Annotated in this window: 22 protein-coding genes and 1 pseudogene; 9 read left to right on the top strand and 14 right to left on the bottom strand. The window is 67.2% G+C overall.

Annotated elements, in window-relative coordinates; all coding sequences use genetic code 11:
* Nucleotides 1–70: 70 nt before the first annotated feature.
* Nucleotides 71–1,132 (top strand): aromatic ring-hydroxylating dioxygenase subunit alpha, encoded by a 1,062-nt coding sequence (locus KX816_01735; protein ID QXQ06814.1) that lies wholly within the window; start codon nt 71–73, stop codon nt 1,130–1,132.
* Between the two features lie 15 nt (nt 1,133–1,147).
* Here KX816_01735 and KX816_01730 read toward each other — a convergent pair whose 3' ends face one another.
* Nucleotides 1,148–2,326 (bottom strand): GMC family oxidoreductase N-terminal domain-containing protein, encoded by a 1,179-nt coding sequence (locus KX816_01730; GenBank protein ID QXQ06813.1) that lies wholly within the window; start codon nt 2,324–2,326, stop codon nt 1,148–1,150.
* A 231-nt stretch (nt 2,327–2,557) separates the two neighbouring features.
* A complete protein-coding gene (locus KX816_01725) occupies nt 2,558–4,873 on the bottom strand; it encodes a TonB-dependent receptor (GenBank protein ID QXQ08347.1) in 2,316 nt (771 codons plus the stop codon).
* Between the two features lie 288 nt (nt 4,874–5,161).
* Here KX816_01725 and KX816_01720 point away from each other — a divergent pair, with 288 nt between their 5' ends.
* The gene (locus tag KX816_01720; protein ID QXQ06812.1) at nt 5,162–6,409 is read left to right on the top strand and encodes a 3-phosphoshikimate 1-carboxyvinyltransferase; all 1,248 of its coding nucleotides are present in this window, start codon (nt 5,162–5,164) and stop codon (nt 6,407–6,409) included.
* A gap of 66 nt (nt 6,410–6,475) precedes the next feature.
* Here KX816_01720 and KX816_01715 read toward each other — a convergent pair whose 3' ends face one another.
* From KX816_01715 to KX816_01685, 7 genes are all read right to left on the bottom strand, one after another.
* Nucleotides 6,476–7,069 carry a hypothetical protein gene (locus tag KX816_01715; protein QXQ06811.1) on the bottom strand — a complete coding sequence of 198 codons (594 nt, stop codon included), beginning with the start codon at nt 7,067–7,069 and terminating at the stop codon, nt 6,476–6,478.
* A gap of 72 nt (nt 7,070–7,141) precedes the next feature.
* On the bottom strand, nt 7,142–7,369 hold the full coding sequence (locus KX816_01710) for a hypothetical protein (GenBank protein QXQ06810.1): 228 nt from the start codon (nt 7,367–7,369) through the stop codon (nt 7,142–7,144).
* A complete protein-coding gene (locus KX816_01705) occupies nt 7,369–7,848 on the bottom strand; it encodes an Hsp20 family protein (GenBank protein QXQ08346.1) in 480 nt (159 codons plus the stop codon). Before KX816_01705 ends, KX816_01710 begins: the two co-directional genes overlap by 1 nt.
* Before the next feature lie 172 nt (nt 7,849–8,020).
* Nucleotides 8,021–9,280: an arsenic transporter gene (locus KX816_01700; GenBank protein ID QXQ06809.1), complete on the bottom strand. Its 1,260-nt coding sequence runs from the start codon at nt 9,278–9,280 to the stop codon at nt 8,021–8,023.
* Nucleotides 9,281–9,284: 4 nt separating this feature from the next.
* Entirely contained in the window at nt 9,285–10,544 is a 1,260-nt protein-coding gene (locus tag KX816_01695) for an MFS transporter (protein QXQ06808.1), read from the bottom strand.
* A 33-nt stretch (nt 10,545–10,577) separates the two neighbouring features.
* Nucleotides 10,578–10,862: a hypothetical protein gene (locus tag KX816_01690; GenBank protein QXQ06807.1), complete on the bottom strand. Its 285-nt coding sequence runs from the start codon at nt 10,860–10,862 to the stop codon at nt 10,578–10,580.
* Between the two features lie 138 nt (nt 10,863–11,000).
* Nucleotides 11,001–11,288, bottom strand: a complete 288-nt coding sequence (locus tag KX816_01685) for a hypothetical protein (GenBank protein ID QXQ06806.1) — start codon at nt 11,286–11,288, stop codon at nt 11,001–11,003.
* 212 nt (nt 11,289–11,500) lie between these two features.
* Between KX816_01685 and KX816_01680 the strand changes: the two genes are divergently transcribed.
* Together KX816_01680 and KX816_01675 are read left to right on the top strand one after the other, a co-directional pair.
* Nucleotides 11,501–12,229, top strand: coding sequence for a response regulator transcription factor (locus KX816_01680; protein ID QXQ08345.1), 729 nt, complete (start codon nt 11,501–11,503; stop codon nt 12,227–12,229).
* Nucleotides 12,223–13,563, top strand: a complete 1,341-nt coding sequence (locus KX816_01675) for a hypothetical protein (GenBank protein QXQ06805.1) — start codon at nt 12,223–12,225, stop codon at nt 13,561–13,563. Before KX816_01680 ends, KX816_01675 begins: the two co-directional genes overlap by 7 nt.
* A gap of 885 nt (nt 13,564–14,448) precedes the next feature.
* Here the strand turns inward: KX816_01675 and KX816_01670 are convergent.
* From KX816_01670 to KX816_01655, 4 genes are all read right to left on the bottom strand, one after another.
* A complete protein-coding gene (locus tag KX816_01670; protein QXQ06804.1) occupies nt 14,449–16,386 on the bottom strand; it encodes an EAL domain-containing protein in 1,938 nt (645 codons plus the stop codon).
* A gap of 291 nt (nt 16,387–16,677) precedes the next feature.
* A complete protein-coding gene (locus KX816_01665; protein QXQ06803.1) occupies nt 16,678–19,746 on the bottom strand; it encodes an efflux RND transporter permease subunit in 3,069 nt (1,022 codons plus the stop codon).
* Between the two features lie 22 nt (nt 19,747–19,768).
* Entirely contained in the window at nt 19,769–20,785 is a 1,017-nt protein-coding gene (locus tag KX816_01660; protein ID QXQ06802.1) for an efflux RND transporter periplasmic adaptor subunit, read from the bottom strand.
* 94 nt (nt 20,786–20,879) lie between these two features.
* Complete coding sequence (locus tag KX816_01655; GenBank protein ID QXQ06801.1) at nt 20,880–21,173, bottom strand: hypothetical protein; 294 nt, start codon at nt 21,171–21,173, stop codon at nt 20,880–20,882.
* A 190-nt stretch (nt 21,174–21,363) separates the two neighbouring features.
* On the opposite strand from KX816_01655, the pseudogene KX816_01650 reads away from it, so the two are divergent.
* The 4 genes and pseudogenes from KX816_01650 to KX816_01635 all read left to right on the top strand — a co-directional run bounded on the left by KX816_01650 (nt 21,364) and on the right by KX816_01635 (nt 24,129).
* Nucleotides 21,364–21,576, top strand: a pseudogene (locus tag KX816_01650) (ATP-binding protein).
* A gap of 136 nt (nt 21,577–21,712) precedes the next feature.
* Complete coding sequence (locus KX816_01645) at nt 21,713–23,113, top strand: YifB family Mg chelatase-like AAA ATPase (protein ID QXQ06800.1); 1,401 nt, start codon at nt 21,713–21,715, stop codon at nt 23,111–23,113.
* 27 nt (nt 23,114–23,140) lie between these two features.
* Entirely contained in the window at nt 23,141–23,635 is a 495-nt protein-coding gene (locus KX816_01640; GenBank protein QXQ06799.1) for a DUF805 domain-containing protein, read from the top strand.
* Nucleotides 23,636–23,721: 86 nt separating this feature from the next.
* Complete coding sequence (locus KX816_01635; protein QXQ06798.1) at nt 23,722–24,129, top strand: DUF805 domain-containing protein; 408 nt, start codon at nt 23,722–23,724, stop codon at nt 24,127–24,129.
* On the opposite strand, the gene KX816_01630 is transcribed toward KX816_01635, so the two are convergent.
* Nucleotides 24,126–24,809: a YggS family pyridoxal phosphate-dependent enzyme gene (locus KX816_01630; protein QXQ06797.1), complete on the bottom strand. Its 684-nt coding sequence runs from the start codon at nt 24,807–24,809 to the stop codon at nt 24,126–24,128. The genes KX816_01635 and KX816_01630 overlap by 4 nt on opposite strands.
* A 23-nt stretch (nt 24,810–24,832) precedes the next feature.
* Here KX816_01630 and KX816_01625 point away from each other — a divergent pair, with 23 nt between their 5' ends.
* A complete protein-coding gene (locus KX816_01625; protein QXQ06796.1) occupies nt 24,833–25,297 on the top strand; it encodes a thiamine phosphate synthase in 465 nt (154 codons plus the stop codon).
* Nucleotides 25,298–25,299 lie beyond the last annotated feature (2 nt).

Raw genomic sequence — 25,299 nt, 5'->3', positions numbered from 1 at the left:
CATGCCGGGCATATCGTCCTTTCCGAAAACCAGACATGCGGCATGCATGCGAATCTGGAGGGGCTTACCGATGTATCTTCGATCCTGCTGGTATGTCGCCGCGCTTGCCCATGAAATCACCCGCCTGGGTCCGGTCGCGCGGACGCTGCTGGACGAGAAGATCGTGCTGTTCCGCACGCTCGACGGGCGCGCTGCCGCGCTGCAGGATCGCTGTCCGCACCGGTTCGCGCCGCTTTCGGCGGGGCAGGTCGGGGCCCACGGCATCGCCTGCGGCTATCACGGCATGACCTTCGACGGCCAAGGCACCTGCATCGCCAACCCGACCCAGGCCGCCCTGCCGATCGCGCCGCGCACGAAGGTCAGGAGCTATCCGATCGTCGAGCGGCACGGCTTTCTGTGGATCTGGATGGGCGACGCCGGCCTGGCCGACCCGAGCGATATTCCCGACTATCATTGCTGCGACAGCCCCGACTGGAACGGGCAGACCTCGTACCTGCACGTCAAGGCCAACTATCTGTTCCTGGTCGATAATCTGCTCGACCTGACCCACATCAACTTCGTCCACGGCGACGTACTGGGCAACCCCGAGATGATCGGCAACATGGTCAACGACACGGAGTTGCGACCGGACGGCGTGACCGAGCGCTGGCTTAGCCCCTCGGCCCCGGCGGTACCGGCCTGGCGCGCGATCATCAATCAACCCTGGATGGAGGGCAACGTCGATTTCTGGCTCGACATGGACTGGGCGCCGGCAAGCAACATGATCCTCGACGTCGGCGTGAAGCCGCCCGGTGCGGACAGGTCGGAGGGCAGCGGTATCGTCAACGTCAACTGCGTCACGCCGGAGACCGCCACGACTGCACATTATTTCTACGGGGCGGCGATCAAGGCCGCGGTCGACAACGTCAATTCGGTGCCGTTCTGGGCGAAGGCACAGGCCTATGCCTTCGCCCAGGACCGCCTGATGATCGAGGCGCTGCAGGCCAACATCGGCGACCAGTGGGATATCCTCGAGATGCGGCCGGCGGTGAACGTCGGCGACCGGGCCGCGCTGCATGCCCGGCGCGTGCTTAGGCGACTGATCGCGCGCGAGACCAGGACGCCCGAGCGCGAGGTCGTCCTCGTCGAATAGCCACGGTGCGCGTTTTTAAGCGGCGACGCGCCCGCGAATGAGATCCGCGGCGCGCTCGGCGAGCGCGAGCGTGGCGGCATTGGTCATCGCCTGCGGGATCGACGGGAACACCGAGGCATCGACGACACGCAGGCGCGCGACGCCTTTGACCCGGCACTGCGGATCGACGACGGCAAAAGGATCGTCGGCGCGCCCCATCCGGCAAGTCGATACCGGATGGAAGAACGGCGACGCACTGCGCCGGATGTGGGCGGCGAGCGCTGCGCCGTGGACGCTGGAGCCGGGATAGACTTCCGTCGCCACCCAGTCGGCCATCGCCTTGTCGGCAACGATGGCCCGGGCAAGCTCGACCGCCTCGACCAGGGTCGCGACGTCGGACTCCTCGGCGAGATAATTGGGGTCGATGACCCCGGCCGCACACGGGTCGGCGCTGGCCAGCGTGAGCGTCCCGACGCTGCGCGGCTGCATCAGCGCGGGCACGATCGAGAAGGCGTTGGGCGGCGGCGGGCCGATATCGGGCAGCAGGAACGGCACCGACAAGGCCATCAGCTGGAGATTGGCGGAGCCGCGCGAACTGCCGCTGCTGGCGATCACCATCGTCTCGCAATGATTATAGTGCGAGGCGGGGACCGGTCGCCTGGCGCTGAAACACAGCCCCGCCATCAGCGGGTGATCCTGCAGCGACCGGCCAACCCCGGGGACCGCGGCGACGGGCTTGATGCCGTGGACCGCGAGGGCATCGGGATCGCCGACACCCGACAACATAAGCAGCCGCGGAGAGTCGATCGCACCCGCCGAAAGGATCGTCTCGGCGGCGGCGACATGCACGCTACGGTTGCCGATCGCGACCTCGACACCGTCGCAGCCGGTGCGCGAGACGAACAGCCGAAGCGCCAGCGCCCCGGTAACGACGGCAAGGTTAGGCCGGCTGCGCACGGGATCGAGGAAGGCGGTGGCGGCGGTGTCACGGCGGCCGTCGCGGATAACGACATCAGCAGAGCGAAGGCCACGAGGATCACTGCCAGCGCTGCCAGCGTGACGATCTGCATCCGGTCGACCGAGCGATCGGCATAGCGCCCGCCGAGCCAGTTGCCGACCGTCAGCCCCAGGCCATGCGTCACCAGCATCGCGGTGACCTAAGGCCTGCGTCGCCTCGCGCAGGATCGGCGTAATACAAGTGAAGACGGTGAACATCGCGCTCGCCCCGCTCGTTCGCGCGACGTCGAATCAGTCGCCATGAAAGCGGTCACCCCGCTGCGGCGGAGGTTGGCCGGCAGTGGTGATCGATGCGGGTCTGGCCGAGTCTCAAAACACTGTCCCGGAGTGATCCGGTACATCTACAGCCGCGCGGACGGTCTGCCTGATCCACCCGGACAATTTGCCCTCCGCCCGCATGGCGGCCGCGGCACACCGAAACCCGCCGCGTCAGAACCGCACCGAGGCCTCGGCACCGAATTCCTGCGGCCGTCCGGGGGTAAAGCGGTCGATGCCGAAGTCACCGAAATAGCCGGTGCGGGCTAGTTGAATGGTCTTGTCGAGCACGTTGGTGCCGTAGACTCCGATCCGGAAACGGCTGTCCGCGCTCGGCACGTAATCGACGCGGAAGCCGACCAGCGCATAGGCGGGGAGCCGGCAGACATAGTCGGCCCCCGACTGGCACGCGGGCTTCGCACCGACGCCGCGGACGTCGACGCTGGGCGTCACCGTGCCACTTGCACCGACATGGAGGTCGTACGCGGCGGCGACGCTGAAGGTGTACTTGGGCGCCGAGTTGACCGGCGTGTCGAGCGTCAGCGTCACGGCGTTGGGCCGGATGCTGTCGTAGCCCTGGGTGAGATAGGCGACGTTGCCGCGCAGGGTCAGGTCGTGGATCGGGCGCAGCACGAACTCGCCTTCGAACCCCGCCTCGTGCGCCGATGCCGCGCTTTGAACCTGCCGGGTCGAGATGTTACCGACCAGGATGTTCACGCCCGACTGGATGTCGCTGTATTTCTGGTAGAACCCCGACAGGCTGACGATCGCCCGGCGATCGAACAACTCGGCCTTGATCCCACCCTCGTAGGACCACAGCTTCTCGGGATCGTAGAACGACGGGAAGCGACCGTCCGCCGGCTGCGAGCCGAGCTGCTGGTTGAAACCGCCCGAGTTATAGCCGTGCGCCGCGGTGACGTAGGTGAACAGGCCGTCGGTCCACTGGTACGACAGCTGCAGCTTCGGATCGAAGCCGTGCCAGCTGTGCCGCTCGCGCGCGGTGAACGGCGCGCCCGCGCAATTCTTGAGGCCACCGAGGAAGTCGCCGGTGAAATAGGCGCACTGGGTTGGGACGCCGTTGTACAGGAAGGTCGCGCCGTTGTCGGCGAAGAAGACATAGCTCGCCCCGGTCTTGCGGTCGTGGGTGTAGCGGCCGCCGAGCGTCAGCTCGAGTTTCGGCGTGACCTTGAAAGACCCCTGCGCGAACACCGCATAGCTCTCGTACTTGAGCGACGCGTCGTAGATGTAGCCCAGCGGATCGATCCAGTCCGGCCCGGTGTCCTGCAGAAAGCTGGTCTTCTGGCGGAAGTAATACAGCCCGGCAAGAAAGCTCAGGCGCTCGTCGAGAGCGGTGCCGCCGATGGTCAGTTCCTGGGTGAACTGCTTGCTGCGGGTGGCGTCGTACTCGGCGTAGATATCGTTCGGCGTGTCGTCGACGGGCGTGTAGAATGTGGCGCGCGACCGGCGGTAGGCGGTGACCGAGTGCAGCGCGACCGCATCGCTCAGCTGATAGTTGATCCGCGCATTCAGGGTTGTCGCGTCCGTGTTGTTGAACGGGCCGCGCCCGACGTAGCGCCCCGCCCCCGCATCGCCGCCCGCAGCGAGGTCGGTGACGAGCGCGCTGGTCGGTGCCGTCAGGGTCGCGCCGCCATAGACCGTGTAGTCCTTCCCGAGTACTGGATAGGCGGTGCAATAAGGCACGCTGTGCAGCGTGTCGTAGTTCTGGATGTAGCCGGCGGTGGGCAGGCAGCCTACCGGGATGGTCGCGCCGCCGTCGGTGTGCGACCAGTCGTACTCGCCGAGCAGGTCGACGGTCAGCGGCCCCTTGTCGACGCGCAGCTGCAGGCGGCCCGAGCGGTTGTCGATGTCGCCGCTGCGGTCGTTGTCGAGCACGTGCTTGATGTAGCCGTCAACGTTCTGGGTACGGAAGCTGAAGCGGCTGGAGATGCCGTCGGCGATCGGCACGTTGACCGCGCCTTCGGAATCGATCCGGTTGTAGGAGCCGCCCCGCAGCTGGGCGTAGCCACCAAGCTCGTCGGTCGGGCGCTGGGTGGTGAGCAGCACGGCACCGGCGGTGGTGTTCTTGCCGAACAGCGTACCCTGCGGCCCCTTGAGCACCTGCAGGGAGGCGATATCGTAGAAATAGAGGTCGTTGCCCTCAAGCCGGCTGACGTACATCTCGTCGACGTAGAAGCCGGCCTTGGTGTCAGAGTTCACCTGATTGAAGGTCTGCCCGATGCCGCGGATCGTGAAGCTGGTGCCGCCCGACAGCAGGGGCACGAGCTCGAGATTGGACACCGCGCCACGCAGGTCCTGGAAGTTGCGAATGTTCTGCTGGGTTAGCTGGGTGTCCGACAGCACCGTCGCCGAGACCGGCGTCGTCTGCAGGTTCTCGACCCGCCGGCGCGCCGTCACCACGATCTCGTCGATCTCCGGTGCTGCCGAACCGTCAGGCGTTCGCGCGGATGCGGCAGGCGCATCGGTCGCCATCGCGCCGCTGGTCAACGCACCGGACGCCAGCGCGCCGGCCGAAACCACGCCCAGTAGCAGCGATCTGCACGTCCGCATCGAGGCAACCCCTTGTCAGGCAGGCGACCGTTCGGCCTTTCCTGCATTCCCGCCGGCCCAGCCGTCGGCACGAGAAGCGTAACTGCCGGACCGCGTTTGTGGACACAGATAATATTTTCAGTCCCAAAGCCACGTTAGAGCCGCGACCGCTCAGGCCCGCGCACCGGGAAAGTGGACGCGGCCAGCCGGACCCTCGATAAGAGTCCCGGAATGACCGACCTGCTCACTATCGTCCCGCCCGCCCGGCCGCTGCGGGGCCGGGTCATGCCGCCGGGGTCCAAGTCCATCACCAACCGGGCATTGCTGCTGGCGGCGCTGGCCCACGGCTCGAGCCGCCTGACCGGTGCCTTGAAGAGCGACGACACGCGGCACATGGCCAACGCGCTCAGGGCCATGGGCGTGACGATCGACGAGCCCAGCGACACCAGCTTCGTGATCCTCGGCACCGGGCATCTTGCCGCGCCGCCCGGCCCCCTGTTCCTCGGCAACGCCGGGACCGCGACGCGCTTCCTGACCGCCGCCGCAGTGCTCGCGGACGGCGTCGTGGTGCTGACCGGGGACAGCCACATGCAGAAGCGGCCGATCAGGCCGCTAGTGAGCGCGCTGCGCGCTCTCGGTATCGCGATCGAGGCACCGTCGGGCTGCCCACCGGTCACCGTTCACGGGCAAGGCGGGTTCGATGGCGGCCGGGTCGCGATCGACGCCGGACTGTCCAGCCAATATGCGTCGGCGCTGCTGATGCTTGCGCCCGGCGCCCGGTGCCCGGTCGAGCTGGCGTTGACCGGTGACGAGATCGGCGCGCGCGGCTACATCGACCTGACCTGCGCCGCGATGCGCCACTTCGGTGCACGGGTGGAGCAGCGGGATCACGCGACTTGGGTCGTGCAGCCCGGTGGCTACCGCGCCGCCGACCTGCGCATTGAGCCCGATGCTTCAGCCGCCACGTATCTGTGGGCGGCCGAAATGCTGACCGGGGGCAGTATCGACATCGGAACCGCAGCGGAAGCCTTCACCCAGCCCGACGCCGCAGCCTACCACCTGATCCGGCAATTCCCGCACCTGCCGCCGGTGATCGACGGCGCGCAGATGCAGGATGCGGTGCCGACGCTGGCGGTACTGGCGGCCTTCAACGCGACCCCGGTACGTTTCGTCGGGATCGCCAATCTGCGCGTCAAGGAATGCGACCGCATCGCCGCGATGGCGAGCGAGCTGTCACGGCTTTCGCCGGGCCTGGCGGTGGAGGACGGCGACGACCTGGTGGTCACGCCGGCCTTACACTTCGGCCCGGCGCAGATCGAAACCTACGCCGATCACCGCATCGCGATGAGCATGGCGCTGGCCGCCCTGCGAGTACCGGGCGTCGCCATTCGCGACCCCGACTGCGTCCGCAAGACTTATCCGGACTATTGGCAGGATCTCGAGAGCCTTGGCGTCAGCATGGCCCGCACGGTCGCCTGATCGGCCCGCACACGGGCAAGCGCCGAGTGCGCTTCCGGAAGACTGACCGCAGGGCCTCCCGCTGGGTCATGCCCTCGTCGTCGCTGCCTTTGGGTCACGGCTGTAGGTATTCAGGTCGACCTGCGTGGTCCCGGACGTGGCGACCGGCTGGCGGTGCTGCGCCAATGTCGTGTCCTGCGGACTACCGACACAGTTGCCCGAACCCGTGGAGACCACTTTGGGCGGCCGATCCGGGCCGAGCGAGGTCACCCGGACGCTCTCGCTACAGACGCCCTGGCCCGAGGTGGTCGCGACATCCGAGTAACTGACGGTGCCCGCCGGCAGCTTGCCGTATCCAGCGAGGTCGAGCTTGCCGCCGACCGGCGCGGACAACGCCTGCAGCGCCGCGACGTGCCGCAGCATCGCGTCCGCCTGCCGGTCGATCTGCGCGGCGATGCGGTCGAGCATGCCGAATGGCGCTGGGTCGAGCGCATCGAACGCGAGAGGCAACGCTGCCGGTTGCCCAGGCGAGACGATGACTTTCGGCGGGATCTCGCCGTTATATTCGATCCTTGCCACGGACCCGTCCGGCATCGCGAGTTTCAGGACGTGGTCATCGCGGTTCATCGCGATCGCCGCGCCAGCCACGGCGATTGCCGTAGTGCCGGCGAGCAGAGCCAAGTGCACTTTTCGCGTCGTGATCCTCCTCATAAATTATCGCAGCGGCAGCCGCGTGAGCGGCGCGGCGATACGTCAGCTCCTGCCCGAGTGGGGCTGGCTGGAACCCCGCGCGATGTCGAACAGGCTGGCGAGCCGGTCCCGCAGCCCGGTGCCATGCTGCTGCCCGCTGGTCTTGCGGTCGAGATCGTCGACCGCAGCGACGAGATTGCTCATGTCCTTCTCGGTCGCGTAGCCCAGCGCCTCGCCGAAACGCAGATCGGTGCGCGCGGCCGCGAGGAGCGAGCGCAGCCGCACGTTCATCACGCAGCCTTGCTGGTCTCGACCGATGCCAGCCGGTGCTGCTGGCCGTTGTCGTTGCCGATCTCGATCTTGCGCGGCTTGACCGAATCCGGAACCTCGCGCCGCAGGTCGATCGCCAGCATGCCATTCTCGAGGGAGGCGCCGACTACCTGGACGTTGTCCGCAAGCTGGAACTGCCGTTCGAACGGCAGCGCGGCGACGCTGCGATGGATGAACTGGCGCTGCTCGCCCAAGTCTGGCTTGGCACCGCTGACCACCAGCAGATTAAGCTTGGTGGTGATCTCGATTTCGTCGCGGGTGAACCCCGCCACCGCGACACTGATGCGGTAGGCATCCTCGCCGCGCTGCTCGACATCGAAGAACGGGTAGCCATCCGCCGCTTCGGCGCGAGCAATATTATCGAAAAGATCGAACAGACGGTCGAAACCGATCGAAGACCGGCGGTAGGGAGCAAAATCGATCGTGTTTCTCATAGCCATGTCCTCCTCTGAGCAACTTGGGTACGAGAGGTTGCTTGGGCTGGCGGGCACCCCTGGACCACCGGACCGTTCAGCATCCGGCGAGCGAAAAACTAGTTTCGGCACCAGCGGTTTCAAGACCCGCCAAGGCAAAAAATAGTATTGGTCGGCCGGATGACGACAGCCGGACCGCTTACAGGATCAACCGCGCCGCGATCGCCAGGACCAGCGCCGCCGGCATGACGACGATCCCAACCTTCAGGAATTGCCAGAAACCGACATCGACGCCTTCGCGGCGGATCGCGGTCAGCCACAGGATCGTCGCCAGCGACCCGGTGATCGACAGGTTGGGCCCGAGGTCGACCCCGATCAACAGCGCATCGACGACGCTTTGCGGTGGCCTCGCAGTGGTGATGACGTTGCTGGCGATAAGCCCGGCGGGCAGGTTGTTCATCAGGTTGGAGGCGACCGCGAGGATCGTGCCGGCACCGGCTGCCGCACCGATCGCCGATGCGTGCGCGGCATCGCGCAACGCCGCTGCCAAGGCCGCAGTGACACCCGTTCGAGCGACCGCGGCAACCAGCACGAACAGCCCACCGACCAGTGGCAGGACCGCCCAGGACACGCCCGCCAGAACCGGCAGCGGCGAGGTCCGGCTGCGGATCAGGACGATCGCCGTGGTCAGGGTGCCCATAATGAACGTCGGCAGGCCGAGCGATGTGTCGAATGCGGACACCGTCAGCAGCACGGCGGCGGTCGCACCGATCCCGGCCAGCGCGGCCCGGCCACCGGGCGACAACGCCGGCTGCTCGACGCCGGCCTCGCAGGTGCCGCCGAGCTTCGCCGCCTGCGTCCAGCGCAACGTCGCATAGGTCGCGACGATCGACAGCAGCGAGGGCAGTGCAAAGCTGCCCAGCCACTGCATCAGCGGCGGCGTGTGGTCGCCGTAGAGCACGAGGTTGGCCGGGTTCGAGATCGGCAGGACAAAGCTCGCGGCGTTGGCGATCATCGCGCAGATGAACAGGTAGGGCAGCGGGTCGACCTTCGCCTTGCGGGTCGCGGCGAAGACCGCCGGGGTCAGCACGACCGCGGTCGCGTCGTTGGACAGGAAGGTCGTGACGACAATGCCGAGCAGGAAGACCAGCAGGAACAGCCGCCGCGGCGACCCCCTCGCGTGGTTGACGGCGTACCCCGCGACCCAGTCGAACAGGCCCTCGCGGCGGGCGATCTCGCTGAGGAGCATCATTCCGACGAGGAACAGGTAGACGTCGAGACCCTTGCCAACCGCGTGCAGCCCCTCGGACCAGGGGAGCAGGCCGAGGGCGAGCAGGAGCAGCGCGCCAGCGACGGCCCAGATCGCCTCGGGCCAGCGGAAGGGCCGGACGATGACACCGGCCACCGCGCCGATGACGATCGCAAAGATCGCGAGGTTCGTCGGCGTCAGGGTTACCATTGGTTCAAGCGGCCGCCGGCTGGCCGTCGGTCGCGTCCGGAAGCCTTTCGCACGCAGGCTTGAGCAAACCGGCAAAGCCAAGCCACAGGCCAAGCGAGCCCAGCGCGAAGCCGCCGAGGATCAGGAAGGCGGAGGGGTAGCCGAGCTCCTGCGCAAGAAACCCGCCAAGTGCCGGACTGAGCGCGGCACCGAGGCCCTGGACGGTCATCACGGCTCCCTGTCCGACGTTGACGCGGCCGGTGCCGCTCAGGATCCGTGCGACGAGGCCCGGTACCGCAACGCTTTGCAACCCCGCGCCGATGCCGTCCAGTATCTGCACCGGGAACACGCCCCAATGCTGGATGACTGTCGCGGCGACCAGCCCGCGGATAGGCAGGGCGACGAAGGTGACGAGCAGCACCCACCAGTAACCGCGGCTTTCGGTCATGCGCATCGCGAACAGCGACGCGACGATCATCACCGCTTGCGCAATGACGATGGTCGTGGCGACGAACGCCGCGGGATTACCCTTGCCGGCGGCGACAACCGCGAGCCCGTACAGCGGCAGCATCGCCGCGTTGCCGAGGTGGAAGAACGCCAATGCGCCGGCCAGCACAAGCAGTGGCTTGCAGTCGAGCAACACGCGCCAGCCCTTCACGTCGTCCATGTCGCTGCTGGCCATTTCGAGGCCGCGCGCCGCGCGGTCGTCGATCGCGGCTTGCGGGATCAGCAGAACGGAGGCGATCGCGGCAACACCGAACGCTGCTGCCAGCCAGAAGATCGCGATCAAGCCGAACTTCCAGCCGAGGAATCCGGAGAGTGCCGCGCCGACCAGGTTACCCGCATGGTTGAAGGCCTGGTTGCGGCCGTTCTGGCGGTTGAAACCGCGTTGCCGAACGATGCCGAGCGTGATGCCGGCGACCGCTGGGCCGATCGCGGCGCCGGCGATCGCGGTCGCGACCTGCGACGTGGCGATCACCCAGAAGTCTTGCGAAATGAAGATTAGTGCCGAGGCGAGGACGGTGAACATTCCGGCAACCGCGACGTAGATCCGCTTGCGGCTGGTGGCATCGACGAGCGCTCCGGCGGGCGCGGTCACCACCATGCCGGCAACGCCGCCGAGCGTCATTACCAGCCCGATCGCCCCGGTCGCCCAGCCGCGCTGCTGAAGGAAGACGCCGAGGAATGGGCCGATGCCGGCCTGCATGTCGGCCATGAAGAAGTTGAGCGCCTCCAACGGCCGCGTTGCGCTGCGGCCCGCGCCCTTTTCGTGGGAAGCCGTCATGGCCGCCGTTCCTTTCAAGACCGGAGCAAGCGCCTAGTCGTGCGGCTGGGCGTAGAGCTGTACGGCATCCCGGGCGTGCCGCTCGCCGTGCGCGGCCTGTCCGAGCGCCAGCAGCGCCTCGGTCGTCGCCTGTTCGGGCACACCTCCGGCATGGGCGGATGCGGCCCGGCGGTGGTGCTCGGCAGCCTTCGCATAATGCTCGGCGGCCTTGCGATGGCTGTGGGCGAGATCGTGCTTGCCGTGCTTGTCGGGTTTGGGCTTCTTGCCGGGGCCGCGCTCGACAACTGCGGGCAGGCCGGTCGTATGCTGGTCGTCCATCTCAGATCCTCCGTAATTCGACTTTTGGCACGGCAATCAGTCGCCGCTGGAAGCGCTCGATCGCCATTGCGGCAGGCCGCCAGGGCCGCGCTGCAAACGACTCCTGGCGGCTGCCGTACCGGGTTGTGGATGCGTCCGTCAGCGCGGCGGCGGCGGCGCGTCACCCGGCGGCGGGGGCGCCGGCCGGCCGCCCGGCTCGGGAGCAACCGGCCGCCGGTCGTCGGGGCCGGCACCGCGCGGCGGCGGGGGCGGGCGGTGCGCGTCGGGGCCACGGTCATCGCGGCGATGCTTGCGATCGCCGCGATGCGGTGGCGGTGGGGGTAGCGGCGCGTCGGCACGCGGGCCGTCGACCGGTGGGGGCGGAAGCTGCGCATTTGCTGCCGTACCGGCCGAAGCAAACACGGCGAGCAGCACGCTACTCAACACGATGCGGGATTTCATGGATCGTCCTCGAAACAGGTGCCGCGTGTCGGGCACTCCCCCAGAAAGCCGCGAAACCCGGCGCTCGTCGGGCAAATCGTGTCGCTTCGTATCAGGACCTGCCATTTCGATGTCGCAGCGTGTCGGCCTGTGGCCGCGAGACACTTCGACACCAATATGTCGATGACGGCGGCGTGGTGGTGAGGCACATCGGGGCGGTGTCGACCTTGCCCCACATCATCGTCGTCGACGACGACCGCGAAATCCGCGAACTCATCGCAGACCTGCTCGCCGAGCATGGCTTCCGGGTCACGGGTGTCGCGGACGGCGTTGCCCTGCGGACCACGATGGCGCGCACGTCCGACGTTGCGCTGGTCGTGCTCGACCTGACCCTGCCGGGCGAGGACGGCCTGACCTTGTGCCGGTGGCTCCGCAGCACCAGCGCAGTCCCCATCATCATGCTGACTGCCCGCGGCGATCCTATCGACCGGATCATCGGCCTCGAGATCGGCGCGGACGACTATCTCGGCAAGCCGTTCGAACCGCGCGAACTCGTCGCTCGCATCCGCAGCGTCCTGCGGCGCGCCGCACAACTCCCGGGCGTCGAACCGGTCAACGATGAAGACGGCGACCTCAAATCCGGGGGCTGGGTACTCGACCGCCGCCGCCGCCAGTTGATCGCGGCTGATCAGACCGTCGTCGCGCTCTCGGGCGCCGAATATCGGTTGCTCGACGTCTTCCTGGCGCGACCCGGTCAGGTGCTGGCCCGCGAGGTGCTGCACCGCCTGACCGGTGGCGCGCCCGAAGAAGCGCTCGACCGCGCGATCGATCTGCGCATCAGTCGGCTACGCGGCAAGCTCGGCGACGATGGTGCCGCCGGAGTGGCCTTGATCAAGACTGTGCGCGGCCGTGGCTATGTCTTTTCCGAATCCGTCGAGCGATGCTGACCGTCATCCGCGATTTCGCGACGTCGATGGCGGGCCGCATCTTCGCGGTCCTGGCCGCCGGGATCGTCGCCTCGTCCTTGTTGTCCGCGACAATCGCCGGCGTCCAGCGGCGTAGCCAAGCGGAAAGCGCCCGCCTCGACCGGATCGTCGACCGTGCCGCAAGCGTCGCCTTCGCCAATGGACCGGTTCCCGGTGGACGCGTACTCGCGTCCCGGCCCCAAGGCGGGACGCCCGATGCCGACCTCACCCGGCGCCTGCGCGAGCGCTACGCCTGGGCAGGCGCAGCGTCGGCGTTCGTCGTGGACCGCGACAACTGCGGTCCGGTACCGCCACGGCACGCTGGCGGCCGGCCGGGGCCGCCCCCGCCGCCGCTCGACCCTGGCCCACGCGCCACCTGTTACCTGCTGGATCTGGCCAGCTCGGGCAGCCCAGCGCGGTTCATCGCCGTCGACGGCCCGCCCGCGCTGAGGGACCCGGAACTGCCGTTGAGCCCGGTCTTTATCTTCGCCCTGACCCTGTGCGCCTTCGGCCTGGCGGTCGTCGTGTCGCGCATGGCAGCGCGCCCGATCGCGCAATTGGGGATCGCCGCCGCCGGGCTGTCGCGCTCGCTCGACGCGCCGGCGCTGGCGCTGGAAGGACCGTCCGACGTGCGGCAGGCGATTGCGGCGTTCAACACCATGCAGGCCGACCTCAAGCACACTCTCGACGAGCGGACGCGGATGCTCGCCGCGATCTCGCATGACCTGCGCAGCCCGCTGACGCGCCTGCGCCTGCGCCTCGACGCAGTGACCGAGGACACGTTGCGCACGAAGCTGGTCGCCGACGCGAATGCGATGCGCGAGTTGATCGAGGAGGGGCTCGAGCTTGCCCGCGCGGCAAGCCACCTCGAGCCGTTGGTCCGCATCGATGTGACCGCGCTGTTGCAAAGTCTCGTCGACGATGCAGTCGATATAGGCCATGCCGTGAGCCTGACGGCTGCGCCGCGGGTGATCATGCCGTCGCGACCGGCGGCGCTGCGTCGCATCGTCACCAACCTGATCGACAACGCCGTCCGCTACGGCGGCTCGGCGGAAATTGAACTGCAGCCGGCTCAGGGCGGCGCAAGGATCACGATCGCCGACCGCGGGGCCGGGCTGCGCGAGGCCGATCTCGACCGGGTGTTCGACCCGTTCGTCAGGCTGGAGACGTCCCGGTCACCTGAAACCGGGGGCACCGGACTGGGCCTGACTATCGGCCGGATGCTAGCCCGTCAGATCGGCGCCGAGCTGACCCTTGCAAACCGGGCGGGTGGCGGGCTGGTCGCAACCCTGCTGGCGCGGTCGCCCACGGCTTAAATCACCTTCGCTAGACCAGGATTGAGCGCTACTCGGACTTCACTTGAATTAGACAGTAAATACAACGGCCTCTTTTCACGAGAGTCCAGAGCTTGCCAGGAACCGACGTTCGGAATTGACAAAAGCCGTTTAAATAGAAATATCTGTTTGCTGTCCGACACGGCGGGTTTGCCGCGACGAACCTTGTAAGTTCGCATCAGTTACATGACAGGGTTTTCTCTATGCATCGATAAATGATTAATCGAGTTGCAGGCACAGTGGATCCATACCGCCCAAGGCCATCGATTTCCGAATCAATTTACACGCACACTCTGATGAGCCTACTACGAAATTCTCAGCTCAAGCAAATCCTGCATGGTCGAATAAGCCAAACGGCCAGCAAAAAATGTTACTATACTCCGTGCACAACGTCATTCATGGTTAACCGATATACCGTACGATTAGCCATCATCAAATTACGTAAGGCTCCGCACTGTGAGTGACAATTATCATCAACCGTCGGCTCAGCAGCAGCGCGCCAACGCGTCTAATCCACAAGTCAAAGATGACCTCAATGTGACAGGTGCATCCATCAATGAGCTGCCTCTGGTCGACATAGGATTCTTCGATCCGCCTAGACGGAAGAGTCTCTCCCGAACACGTTTCTATCAACTCGTTATTCTGCTTATAGTTCTATTGATACTGATTGCCTACATGATCTGGAAATACCAAAAATAGTCGTTTGATAAACATATAAATGCCATATAACATATAGAAAAAAATTACATCAACAACTGATGCTTGTGATGCTATAACGAACAAAGTATCTTTGTCGCCGTCGATCTCAATAATTATTCCGGAACAATTGCGTGAATTTGCAGATACTAGGCGTTACTCGAAACATAATCAGTTAGTATACACAAGTGACTCTTGCGGCAGCACCTTGCCCATGTACAGCGATTCGAGTTCGGTAATCACGTCCGGGACCTCGATCGCCGGTAGGGCCTGACTGAATAGAAACCCCTGCGCGAAGCGGCAGCCAGCCGATTTAAGATAGTCGGACTGCCGGATCGTCTCGACGCCCTCGGCAACGACTTCGATGCCGAGATGCTGGCCGAGCAGGATGACGGCGCGTACGATCGCCGCGTCGTCGCGGTTGGTCCCGAGCCCCGCGATGAAGGCGCGGTCGATCTTGAGGATGTCGATCTCGAACTGCTTGAGATGGGTCAGCGAGGCGAAACCAGTGCCGAAATCGTCGAGCGCGACGCGGACGCCCGACGCCCTCAGGCAGGCTAGTGCGCGTTCGACATAGCTACTGCCGCGACCGAGAAATACCCCCTCGGTCACTTCGACCTGGAGCAGATAGGGTGCGACGCCAAAGTCCGCCAAGGCACCGAGGACGCGCTCGGCATAATCGTCGGCCGCGAAATCACCGATGCTGCTGTTGATCGCGATGCTGCCGAAGTCGACCCCGGTCTCGAGCCAGTTCCTCATGTCGGCGAGTGCGCGCTTGAGCATCCGGGTGCCGACCGCCACCGATAATTCGGGATCTGAAAACGCCGCTTCGATGGTGCTCGGGAGCATCACGCGACCGCTCGGGGTCTGCCAGCGCAACAGCGCCTCGAACCCCGCCACGCTGCCATTCAGCAGGTCCATTTTCGGTTGGTAGAACGGCGTGACGAGGTCTTCGTCGAGGACATGGTGGGATAATCGGACCATCGCCTCGACCCGCTCGAGCTCCGCCGCCATGTCGGGCCGGAACCGCAGGATCCGGTCGCGGCCCTCGGCCTTTGCCGTCGCCAGCGCGAGGTCAGCGCAATAGAACAGACGCTCGTTGTTCTCAGCATCGGCGGGATAGACCGCGATGCCGACGGTCGCGCGCAGATCGAGATTTCGGTTATCGAGCGGCAGCGGCGTCCGCAGCAGGGTCAGCAGCCGCTTCAGGAACTGGCTGAGGTCACGGTCGGTGCCGGCGTTGGCGAGAATGATCGAGAATTCGTCGCCGCCTTGCCGCGCGACCGTGTCGTTCGCATCGACAACCGAACTGAGCCGCTCGCCGAACGCCCGCAGCAGCGCATCGCCCGCCTCGAAACCGAGGGTGTCGTTAAGCTGCTTGAAGTTGTCGATGTCGATCAGCAGCAGCGCCATCGGGTTACCTTCACAAGCAGCAGCATCGACCGCGGCGGTCAGCCGGGAGTGGAACAGGCGGCGGTTGGGCAGGCCGGTCAGCAGGTCGAGTTCGGTGGCACGCCGCAGATGCTCGGCGGCCTCCGCCTGTTGCGCGGCATGGCGGCCGTGCTCGATGACCGATCGCCTGAGCTCGAGTTGCATCTCGATCTGCTTTGCCAGCACCTTCAGCGTCGTTTTCTCGGTTTCGGTGAGCCCGTTCGGACGGGGCTCACGGTCCATGATGCACAGGGTGGCGATCGGCGTACCATCGGAACTGCGCAGCGGCACCCCAGCATAGAAGCGCAACGCAGGCCCCTTCGTAACCAGCGGGTTGTCCGCGAACAAGGGATGCTCGCGCGCGTCGACAACGACCAAGACGTCGTCCTGCTCGATCGCGTGGGCACAAAACGAGTGGCCGATCGGCGTGCCGGCAATGCCGAGCCCAACCTCGGCCTTGAACCACTGGCGGTCGTCGGCAACGAAGCTGATTGCGGCAAAGGGCGTTCGGCAAACGGTAGCGGCAAGCAGTGCGATATCGTCGAAGTCTGCCTCTGGAGCGGTGTCGAGTATCTGATAGCGGCCGATCGCGGCGAGCCTAGCAGCGGTCAGGGGCCGCTTGTCGGGAGCGGGCTTGACAAGGCGTCGTGGGGGCCGGGGAGTTTTCGCGCCACGCATGCCCAACCACCACTATCAGATCGAGAGGCAGGATAGGTTCAAGTCGTGGTGTTTCCGTTAATCGCGCATTCGACTCTGTTATCTGCTGAAAATCATTTGGCCTACTGCATGCGCATCGAATCAAAATGGGCAACTATCGATCCGTCTCGCTGCAAAGAGCCAGCAAGGCGAATGCGTTATATCGCTCGAAACACGCTCTAGCGGAACTCCGCTTCACGCCACCACCGGCTCTGTCAACGGCATCGGCCACCAGGCCGCGTGCGGGCGGGACAAAGCCGCGAGCCTGTCATTTCAACGCGCCGGTACCGCGTCGCGGTCGCCCCGGACGATCAGCAGGTACATCACGGGGGTCACGACGCGCGACAGGAACGTCGAGCTGATCAGGCCGCCGATGATCACCCAAGCCAGTGGCCCGTACAGCCCCGACCCCGACACCGCGAGTGGTAGCAGGCCGCCGATGGCGGTAATGCTGGTCAGCAGCACTGGCAGGAAGCGGACTTCGCCGGCGCGCTCGATCGCCTCGCGGAGCGCCATGCCCTGCGCGCGCAGTTGCGTGGTGAAGTCGACGAGCAGGATCGAGTTCTTGATCTCGATACCGATCAACGCGACGAAGCCGATGACCGCGGTGTAGCTCAGCGTGTTGCCGGTGACGAACAGCGCCACCAGTCCGCCGACCATGCCGAGCGGAATGACGCCCGCCACCACCGCGACCTCGCGAAAGCGGCCGAACTCGATGACCAGAACCGCGAGAATGCCGAACACCGCCACCGCGATGACCGGCCCGAGGCCGCCGAAGCTGCGCGCCTTGGCCTCCGCCTCGCCACCCGCCTCGATGCGGTAGCCGGTCGGCATCCGGACCAGCTTAGCGACATTGGCGAAGACCGCGTCGGTCACGCTGGCGGTGACGAAGCCTGGCCGGACCTGCGACGAGATGTAGACGACCCTGGCCTGCCGCTCGCGCTGAATGCGCGCCGGGGCGCTGTCGAGGCGCGGGTGCGCGATCTGCCGGAGCGGCACCGCACCACCGTTCGACGAGGGCACGTAGACCTGGTCGAGGGCCGAGACTTCCTGGCGCTGGTCCAGCGGCATCCGGACGACGACGTTGTAGCTGTCGCCCTCGCTGTCACGGAAACGCCCGGCAGTTTCGCCCGCCAATGCGAGCCGGACCGCGCGCCGTGCCGCCCCGGGCTGGACCCCGAGCAGCGCAGCCTTGTCCGGATCTATGCCGAGGTCGAGCTTGACCTGGTCGACCGCGACTGGATTGGCGACGTCACGGGTGCCCGGCGTGTTTCGGCTGACCGTCTCGATCTGCGCCGCGAGGGTCTTCAGCACGCCGAGGTCCGGGCCGATCACCTTGACCTGCACCGGCGCGTCCACCGGCGGACCGTTCTGGAAGATCTTGAGGGTCAGCTTGGCGTCGGGGCAGCGGTCGAGCTTCGCCCGCAGTCGCTCGACCAGCGCCGGGCCGGCGACCGGGTCCCAGTCGTCGAGCGTGACGACAACGCCGCCGATACTCGACTGCTGGTCGAGGCTGCGTTGGTTGTAGAAGATCTGCGGATTGCCGCGGCCGGCGTTGGCGAGCACCGTGCGGACCCCAGGCTCGCCCTTTACCGCGGCCTCGACAAAGCGCACGGCGCGGTCGGTCTGGCGCAGCGCGGCGCCTTCGGGAGCGGCGACCTCAACGAGGAAATACGGCGTGTCGGCGGACGGAAACAGGCTCGACCCGATGAACGGGATCAGGCCGAGCGCGACCGCGCACAACAGGGTTGCGCCCACTAGGGCCGTGCGGGGCCGCGTCAGCGACCAGTGCAGGACGGGCGCGTAGAAGCGCTGGATGCCGTGCTGGATCGCCTGCAGGAAGGCGTTGCCGTGCTCGGGCGAGTTGCGCGGCAGGATGCGACTGGCGAGGAAAGGCACGATGGTCAGCGAGACGACCAGCGACGCGGCGACCGTGCCCAACACCGCGACCGGCAGCGAGCGGGTGAATTTGCCGGCGCCCTCTGGCAGGAACGCCAGCGGCAGGAACGCCAGCAGCAGCACGAAGGTGCAGCCGACCACTGCGACCGCGATCTGCCGCGTCCCCGATATCGCCGCGTCGATACAGTCCTGCCCTTCGCGCAGGTGGCGCGCGATGTTCTCGGTGACCACGATCGAATCGTCGACGAGCAGCCCGAGCGCGATGATGAAGCCGCTGATCGCGAGCTGGTTGAGCGTAAAGCCCGAGAACGCCAGCACCGCACAGCCGATCGCGAGGCTAAGCGGCACCGACACCAGCACCACCAGCGAGGCGCGGAAGCCAAGCGGCAACAAAGTCAACAGCACCAGCGCCAGCGCGATGCCGAAGTCGCGCGCCAGCTGGTCGAGCTTTGTCGAGATGTCGCGGCTCTGGTCGAAGCCGATCGCCAGCGTCACATCGGGCGGAAGTTGTGCCTTATAGGCATCGGCGACCGCGACGGCGTCGCGGCGGATGTCGAGGACGTTGAAATCGTCCTTCTGGTTCAGCGTCACCCAGATCGCGCGCTTGCCGTTGAAGCGCGCGATGTGGGGCTGTTCCTCGTAGTTCCAGCCGACCGCGGCGACGTCGCGGACCCGGATGGCGCGGCCGGCCCCGGCATCGCTGACGGCGCGGACCGGCTGCGCGGCGACCTCGGCGACCGAGCGGAAGGCACCGCCCGCCTCGACGTTGTAGCGCGCATCGCCCGAGTGGACCGCGCCCGGCGGCAGGTCTGTACCCCCGGCTCGCAGCGCGTCGGTGATCGCCGACACCGGCAGCCCGAGTTGCGCCAGCCGCCCGGGGTCGACCGCGACGCGCAGCTCCGGCGCCGGGATGCCCCACACCCGGGTCTGGCGGACGCCGGGCACCTGGTTGAGCCGCTCGCGCAGGTCCTTCGCGTACTTCTCGAGGCGGCGGAACGAGGCGGTGTCGCTGACCAGTGCGAACTGCAGGACGGCGCTTTCGGTGGTCCGGGTCTTCTGAAACTCGAGATGGCTGAGCGCGGACGGCAGCTGGCCGCGGATCGCATTCACCTCGCGGACGGTCTGGTCGTAGTCCTTCTCCGGGTCGCTCGACCAGCTGAACTCGGCGGTGATGATCGCGGTGCCGTCGGTCGAGCGCGACTGGATTTTGACGATATCGTCGAGGCCCTGGAGCACGTCCTCGATCGGCTTGGCGACCGTCTGCTCCATGTCCGACGGCGTCGCGCCGGGCTGGAGCGCGATGATGTTGATGAACGGCGACGGGAAGTGCGGGTCGACCGAGCGCGGGATGCCGAGGAAAGCGCTGATGCCGATAGCGCCGAGCAGCGCGAACATCACCAGGGTGATCTGCCAGCGGCGAACCGCGAAGTCGATCAAGCCCATCGTTGGCAAGCCCGCGGAATTTTCACCGCGCGACCGCGACCTTGATGCCGTCGCGGAGGCGGTCGATACCCGACCGTGCGACCTGCTCGCCGGGCTGGAGCCCGGAGGTGACGGTGACCCCGGCATCGTCGAGGCTGCCGAGCTTGACCAGTCGCGCCGCGACGGTGCCGGTGGCGGGGCGGTAGACGTAGACGAAGCCCTCGTCGGCGCGCGCCGCGAACACCGCGCTGGCGGGGACCGCGACCGGCCCGCCCGGCGTCGCAGCGCCGGTGACCAGCCGGGCGCTGCCAATCAGCCCGGAGCGCATGCCGGGGACGGCGGGCAGGCGTAGCTCGACCTGGAACGTGCCGGTGCGGTCGTCGCCGCGGGCGCCGATCTCGCCGACCGTCGCGGTTATGGGATTCGGTGACAGCGCCGGCAGGATGACCGCGGCGCGCTGGCCGGTGCGGATGCCCACGAGGTCGCTGTCGCTTACCGGCAGCCGCAGGACATAACCGCTGCCGATCTCGCCGACCGTCAGCACGGGCGCGCCCGCGGCGACGATCTGCCCGGGCTCTACGGCACGGCGCAGGACGACGCCCGCGGCCGGCGCGACGATGCGCCCCAGACGTTCGTCGAAGCCGGTCTGGACGAGCTTGGCGCGGGCCGCCGCGGCGACGGCCTCGGCGCTCTCCAGCCGCGTCCGCGTTACCCAGCCCTTGCCGAGCAGGGCCCGCATGCGCTGGTAGTCGGCGTCCGCCCGAACGGCATCGGCGCGCGCCGACTGGTTGGCTGCGTCGAGCCCGGTCGGGTCGAGGCGCGCCAGCAATCGCCCGGCACCGACGCGGTCGCCTTCGAGGACGTTGATCGCCGCGACCCGCCCCGCCGTGCTGAACCCAAGCTGGGTTTCGCGCTTCAAGCGGACGGTGCCGGTGATGCCGAGGGTGCCGCTGCCGCTGGCGGGTACGACGGTTGCAAGCGCGATGGTAACGACCTCGACCCTAGCCGGCGGCGTCGGCGCGGACTTGCTGCACGCGGCAAGCGCCACGACCGCCCCCAAGACCACTCCCCCGCGCACCGCTGCCCCGCAATTTGATTGCGACTCAGGTCTTAGGAGGCAGCGTCCGGCGGCGCAAGCACACGCTTCGGGCGTGTTACGATCGGTCGCGCCTGACCGGGGCGTCGCGGCGGAAATAATCCCCGAAACGGCGGTGGCGCTGGAGGCCAAACTCGGTGATCTTGCCGGCACGCGGATGACGCCGCTTCCAGCGCACATAGCGCCAGCGCGCCCACAACGAGTTGCGCAGCACTAGCGCGAGGCCCGACCCGAACAGCACCAGCCCGACTGGAAACGGTACCGGCACCGTGCTGCCGACGATCGGCCCGACGAGCATCATGACCAGCCCGGCCGCGAGCTGGACGAGCCGCATCGGCTTCCCGCGGATCACGATTTGAAGGAATGTCGGGCTTGCCACGCCGCGCGAATAAGTGCGGCGTTTGTCGCAATTGCGGCGGCGGTGCCGACTCTCGCAACCGGCTTCCTTGTCAGACCCGAAACGACCGCTAAGGTCCGCCCCGCAGCGCTTGGGGATGAGCGCCGCACGGCGCCTGGGGACAGGCGCTCGCACCGGGGGAAATATGGTCGCGCACGTCGGTACGGTAGCGTTTCTGGGGCTGGAGGCGCGCACCGTCGACGTGCAGGTGCAGATCGCGGGGTCGACGCCGAACTTCAATATCGTCGGGCTGCCCGACAAGGCGGTCAAGGAAAGCCGCGAGCGCGTGCAGGCGACGCTCGACGCCATCGGCCTGTCGTTGCCGCCGCGCCGGATCACCGTCAACCTGTCGCCCGCCAAAGCAGTGAGCGGTGATGATGGATGTTGCGAGCGTCCCCCTCCCGGTGGTTATCCCGGTGGGTCCACAGGGACCTCCCACGGCCGCCACCACCAGCGCCCGTGAAAGCGCGTGGTGTCGGCCGTGGGCCCCTCCTATGGACTACCGGTATAACCACCTCAATGTACGGTCGGGAAATGCTGCTGCTACTACGGGTGCGGAGGCCGGGTCGGTGCGGCAACCCCTCAACGATAGCTTCAGCCCACCATCCGTCGAAAGCTCGCACTACGACCTGCCGATCGCGCTCGGGCTGCTGGCGGCGATGGGCATGGTCGATGCGGAGATGTTGAGCGGCTATATCGCGGTCGGCGAGCTTGGCCTCGACGGGCGGCTGGCACCGGTGCCGGGGGTGTTGCTCGCGGCGCTGCATGCCTCGGAGCGCCAGCTCGGGCTGATTTGCCCGGGCAGCCAAGGCGGCGAGGCGGCGTGGGCGGGCGATATCGAGGTCCTTGCCGCGCCCGACCTGCTGGCTCTGGTCAATCATTTGAAGGGCACGCAGCTGCTCGCGACGCCGGTCAGGACGATGGCGGAGGCGGTGTTCCGCGGCCCCGATTTGCAGGAGATCAAGGGCCAGGAAACCGCCAAGCGCGCGCTCGAGATCGCCGCTGCCGGGGGCCACAATCTGTTGATGAGCGGTCCGCCCGGCTCCGGGAAGTCGCTGCTGGCGGCCGCGCTGCCGGGCATTCTGCCGCCGATGACGCCCGCGGAGGCGCTCGAGGTGTCGATGGTCGCGTCGATGGCGGGGGAGCTGGAGGGCGGGCGGCTGCTGCGGAGCCGGCCGTTCCGAAGCCCTCACCACAGCGCCTCGATGCCGGCATTGGTCGGTGGCGGCGCGCGGGCCCGGCCGGGCGAGGTCAGCCTCGCGCATCTCGGCGTGCTGTTCCTCGACGAGCTGCCGGAGTTTCCGCGCGGCGTGCTCGATTCGCTGCGCCAGCCACTGGAGACCGGCGTGGTCAGCGTCGCCCGCGCCGCCGCGCATGTCACCTACCCGGCGCGGGTCCAACTGATCGCCGCGATGAACCCGTGCCGCTGCGGCTATCTCGGCGACGCCGCGCTGGCCTGCTCGCGCGCGCCGAAATGTGCGGTCGACTACCAGGCGCGGGTGTCCGGACCCCTTCTCGACCGGATCGATTTGCACGTCGACGTGGCCGCGGTCAGCGCCGCCGACCTCAGCCTGCCGCCGCCCGCCGAAACCAGCGCGCAGGTCGGCGCGCGCGTCGCGGTGGCCCGCGCGATCCAGACGGCGCGCTACGCCGGCACGCGGGTCCGGTCGAATGCCGAAGCCGACGGCAAGCTGCTCGAATCGGTCGCGACCCCCGACGAAGCGGGGGCAAAGCTGTTGACCCAGGCCACCCAGGCGATCCGCCTGTCGGCACGTGGCTATCACCGGGTGTTGCGGGTAGCGCGGACGCTGGCAGACCTCGCGGGGGCCGAGCAGATCGGCCGCACTCACATCGCCGAGGCGCTGAGCTACCGTCGCCTCGGACCGGTCAACTAGACCGCGTGCCAGCCGGGGGAGCGCGATATGCGCAGCACACCGTTGCGATGGGCGATCGAGCCCCTCCGCCGTTATGCCGCGTTCTCTGGCCGGTCGAGCCGCAGCGAGTTCTGGTGGTTCTGGCTGCTGGTCACTATCGTGAACACCGTCATGGGCGAGATTGACGAGCTTGCCGGGTCACCAGTACCGAGCGCGCTGGCAACGCTGGCGTTCGTCCTTCCCGAGGTGGCGGTCGGCGCGCGTCGATTGCATGACATCGGCCGGAGCGCGCGGTGGCTTCTGATGCCGCTTGCAGCGGTCGTGTTGTTCGTGACGGCCGTGGTCGTACCGGATACGAGCTACGGCATCTTGGCCGAGTCCGAACTGTTCGTTTACTCGACCAAAGTGCTCAGTCTGCTGATTGTCTTTGCAACCCTCTTCACGATGCTCGGGTGGTTTTGCAAAGCCGGGAGTGTCGGACACAACGATCATGGACCTGACCCGCTTGATCCGGCCCGCCATATCGTCGCGGTGTTCAGCTAGCGTACGCCCGCATTCCCCTCGCTAACACTTTACGCTACCGTACCGTCGTGCCGGCCGATTTAGCCGCACGGCAGGGGGCTGCGATCATGGATAAGCCGGCGACGTTCTGGATGATGGAGCCGTTGCGAAAGTACGTGACCTTCGGCGGTCGCGCGCGGCGGGCGGAATACTGGTGGTACTACCTTTCCTATCTGATCGCGCTGACGGTCGCCGTCATGCTCGACCGGATACTCGGAACCGGCGGTGCTTACGGCGTCGGCGGCATCTTCTACGCTCTTGTCGCGCTCGGTGCCTTCCTGCCCTCGCTGGCGGTCAGCTTTCGCCGGCTACACGATGTCGACAAGTCGGCGTGGTGGTTCCTGATCATCCTCGTGCCGCTGGTCGGCGCGATCCTGCTGCTGGTATGGTTCTGCAGCCGCGGCACCGTCGGGCCGAACCGGTTCGGCCCAGACCCGGTCGACCCGACCGGCGATGTCGTCGGGGTGTTCAGCTAACCGCGCGCTCCGAATAGGGCGCTGCCCACCCTGATGTGGGTGGCGCCGAGCTGGACCGCCGTCTCGAAGTCCGACGACATGCCCATGCTGAGACCGGGCAGCCCGTGCTCGCGCGCCAGTTTCGCCAGCAGCGCGAAAAACGGCGCGGCCTCAATCTCGGCGGGGGGCACCGCCATTAGCCCGACGACCGGCAGCCCGGCGGTGCGGGCGCGGTCGAGCAGCGCCACAAGCGCGCCGAGAGCGACACCGCCCTTCTGGGGCTCGTCGCCGATGTTGACCTGGACAAAGCAGTCGGGGCGCCTGCCGGTCTTGGCCATCGCGGCGGCAAGCGCGTCGACGAGCGACGGCCGGTCGACGCTGTGGACGGCGTCGAACAGCGCCACGGCGGCCTCGGCCTTGTTCGACTGGAGCTGGCCCACGAGGTGGAGACGGACATCAGGATAAAGCGCGACGAGGGCAGGCCATTTCGCCTCGGCCTCCTGGACGCGGTTCTCGCCGAAGTCGCGCTGGCCGGCCACGAGGAGCGGTCCGATGGCGTCGGCGTCATGGGTTTTCGACACCGCGATCAACGTCACCGCGCCGGGTTTGCGCCCCGACAGTTTCTCGGCGCGGGTGATGCGTTCGCGGACCTCGACGAGGCCGGCAGCGGCGGGCTTGGCGGTGGTGCTGTGGTGATCCATCGTGGGTGCTATAGGCTGACGCGATGCGCCGCCGCCAGCCTCCCGTCGCCTGGCTGTTCACCGATCCGCGGACCGATGCCGGGCTGTTCACTGCCGTCGAGCGACTGCCGCGGGGGTCGGGGATCGTGCTGCGTCATCACGAATTGCCGAAGGCCGAGCGCGCGGCGCTGGCGCAGCGGCTGGCGCGGGCCGCGCGGCGGCGAGGGCTGTTGCTGGTCGACGAGCAGGACCCGCGCATCGCCAAGGCGCATGGCCGCGCTGAGCTGGTCGCGGCACGACGGCGCGGCGCGGCACTGGTTTTCGTGTCCCCGGTGTTCGCCAGCCAGAGCCACCCCGGCGCGCGAAGCCTCGGGGTCGTACGCTTCGGTCTGCTGGTGCGGGGCGCGGGCGTCCCGGTTGCGGCGCTCGGCGGGATGACGGCGACGCGCTTTCGCCGCCTGCGTGCACTCGGAGCGTCGGCCTGGGGTGGCATCGACGCGTGGGCGTAGAC

The organism is Sphingosinicellaceae bacterium, assembly GCA_019285715.1.
Classification (GTDB): domain Bacteria; phylum Pseudomonadota; class Alphaproteobacteria; order Sphingomonadales; family Sphingomonadaceae; genus Glacieibacterium.
This window is presented reverse-complemented; position numbering and strand designations above follow the sequence as displayed.

Coding starts and splice junctions, on each gene's coding strand:
- KX816_01710 (QXQ06810.1), bottom strand. CDS start 7,369: ATGAACGTGCGGCTGCGCTCGCTCCTCGCGGCCGCGCGCACCGATCTG.
- KX816_01645 (QXQ06800.1), top strand. CDS start 21,713: ATGGACTACCGGTATAACCACCTCAATGTACGGTCGGGAAATGCTGCT.
- KX816_01720 (QXQ06812.1), top strand. CDS start 5,162: ATGACCGACCTGCTCACTATCGTCCCGCCCGCCCGGCCGCTGCGGGGC.
- KX816_01700 (QXQ06809.1), bottom strand. CDS start 9,280: ATGGTAACCCTGACGCCGACGAACCTCGCGATCTTTGCGATCGTCATC.
- KX816_01630 (QXQ06797.1), bottom strand. CDS start 24,809: ATGGATCACCACAGCACCACCGCCAAGCCCGCCGCTGCCGGCCTCGTC.
- KX816_01640 (QXQ06799.1), top strand. CDS start 23,141: ATGCGCAGCACACCGTTGCGATGGGCGATCGAGCCCCTCCGCCGTTAT.
- KX816_01730 (QXQ06813.1), bottom strand. CDS start 2,326: ATGTTCACCGTCTTCACTTGTATTACGCCGATCCTGCGCGAGGCGACG.
- KX816_01705 (QXQ08346.1), bottom strand. CDS start 7,848: ATGGCTATGAGAAACACGATCGATTTTGCTCCCTACCGCCGGTCTTCG.
- KX816_01670 (QXQ06804.1), bottom strand. CDS start 16,386: ATGCGTGGCGCGAAAACTCCCCGGCCCCCACGACGCCTTGTCAAGCCC.
- KX816_01690 (QXQ06807.1), bottom strand. CDS start 10,862: ATGGACGACCAGCATACGACCGGCCTGCCCGCAGTTGTCGAGCGCGGC.
- KX816_01635 (QXQ06798.1), top strand. CDS start 23,722: ATGGATAAGCCGGCGACGTTCTGGATGATGGAGCCGTTGCGAAAGTAC.
- KX816_01665 (QXQ06803.1), bottom strand. CDS start 19,746: ATGGGCTTGATCGACTTCGCGGTTCGCCGCTGGCAGATCACCCTGGTG.
- KX816_01725 (QXQ08347.1), bottom strand. CDS start 4,873: ATGGCGACCGATGCGCCTGCCGCATCCGCGCGAACGCCTGACGGTTCG.
- KX816_01695 (QXQ06808.1), bottom strand. CDS start 10,544: ATGACGGCTTCCCACGAAAAGGGCGCGGGCCGCAGCGCAACGCGGCCG.
- KX816_01735 (QXQ06814.1), top strand. CDS start 71: ATGTATCTTCGATCCTGCTGGTATGTCGCCGCGCTTGCCCATGAAATC.
- KX816_01625 (QXQ06796.1), top strand. CDS start 24,833: ATGCGCCGCCGCCAGCCTCCCGTCGCCTGGCTGTTCACCGATCCGCGG.
- KX816_01675 (QXQ06805.1), top strand. CDS start 12,223: ATGCTGACCGTCATCCGCGATTTCGCGACGTCGATGGCGGGCCGCATC.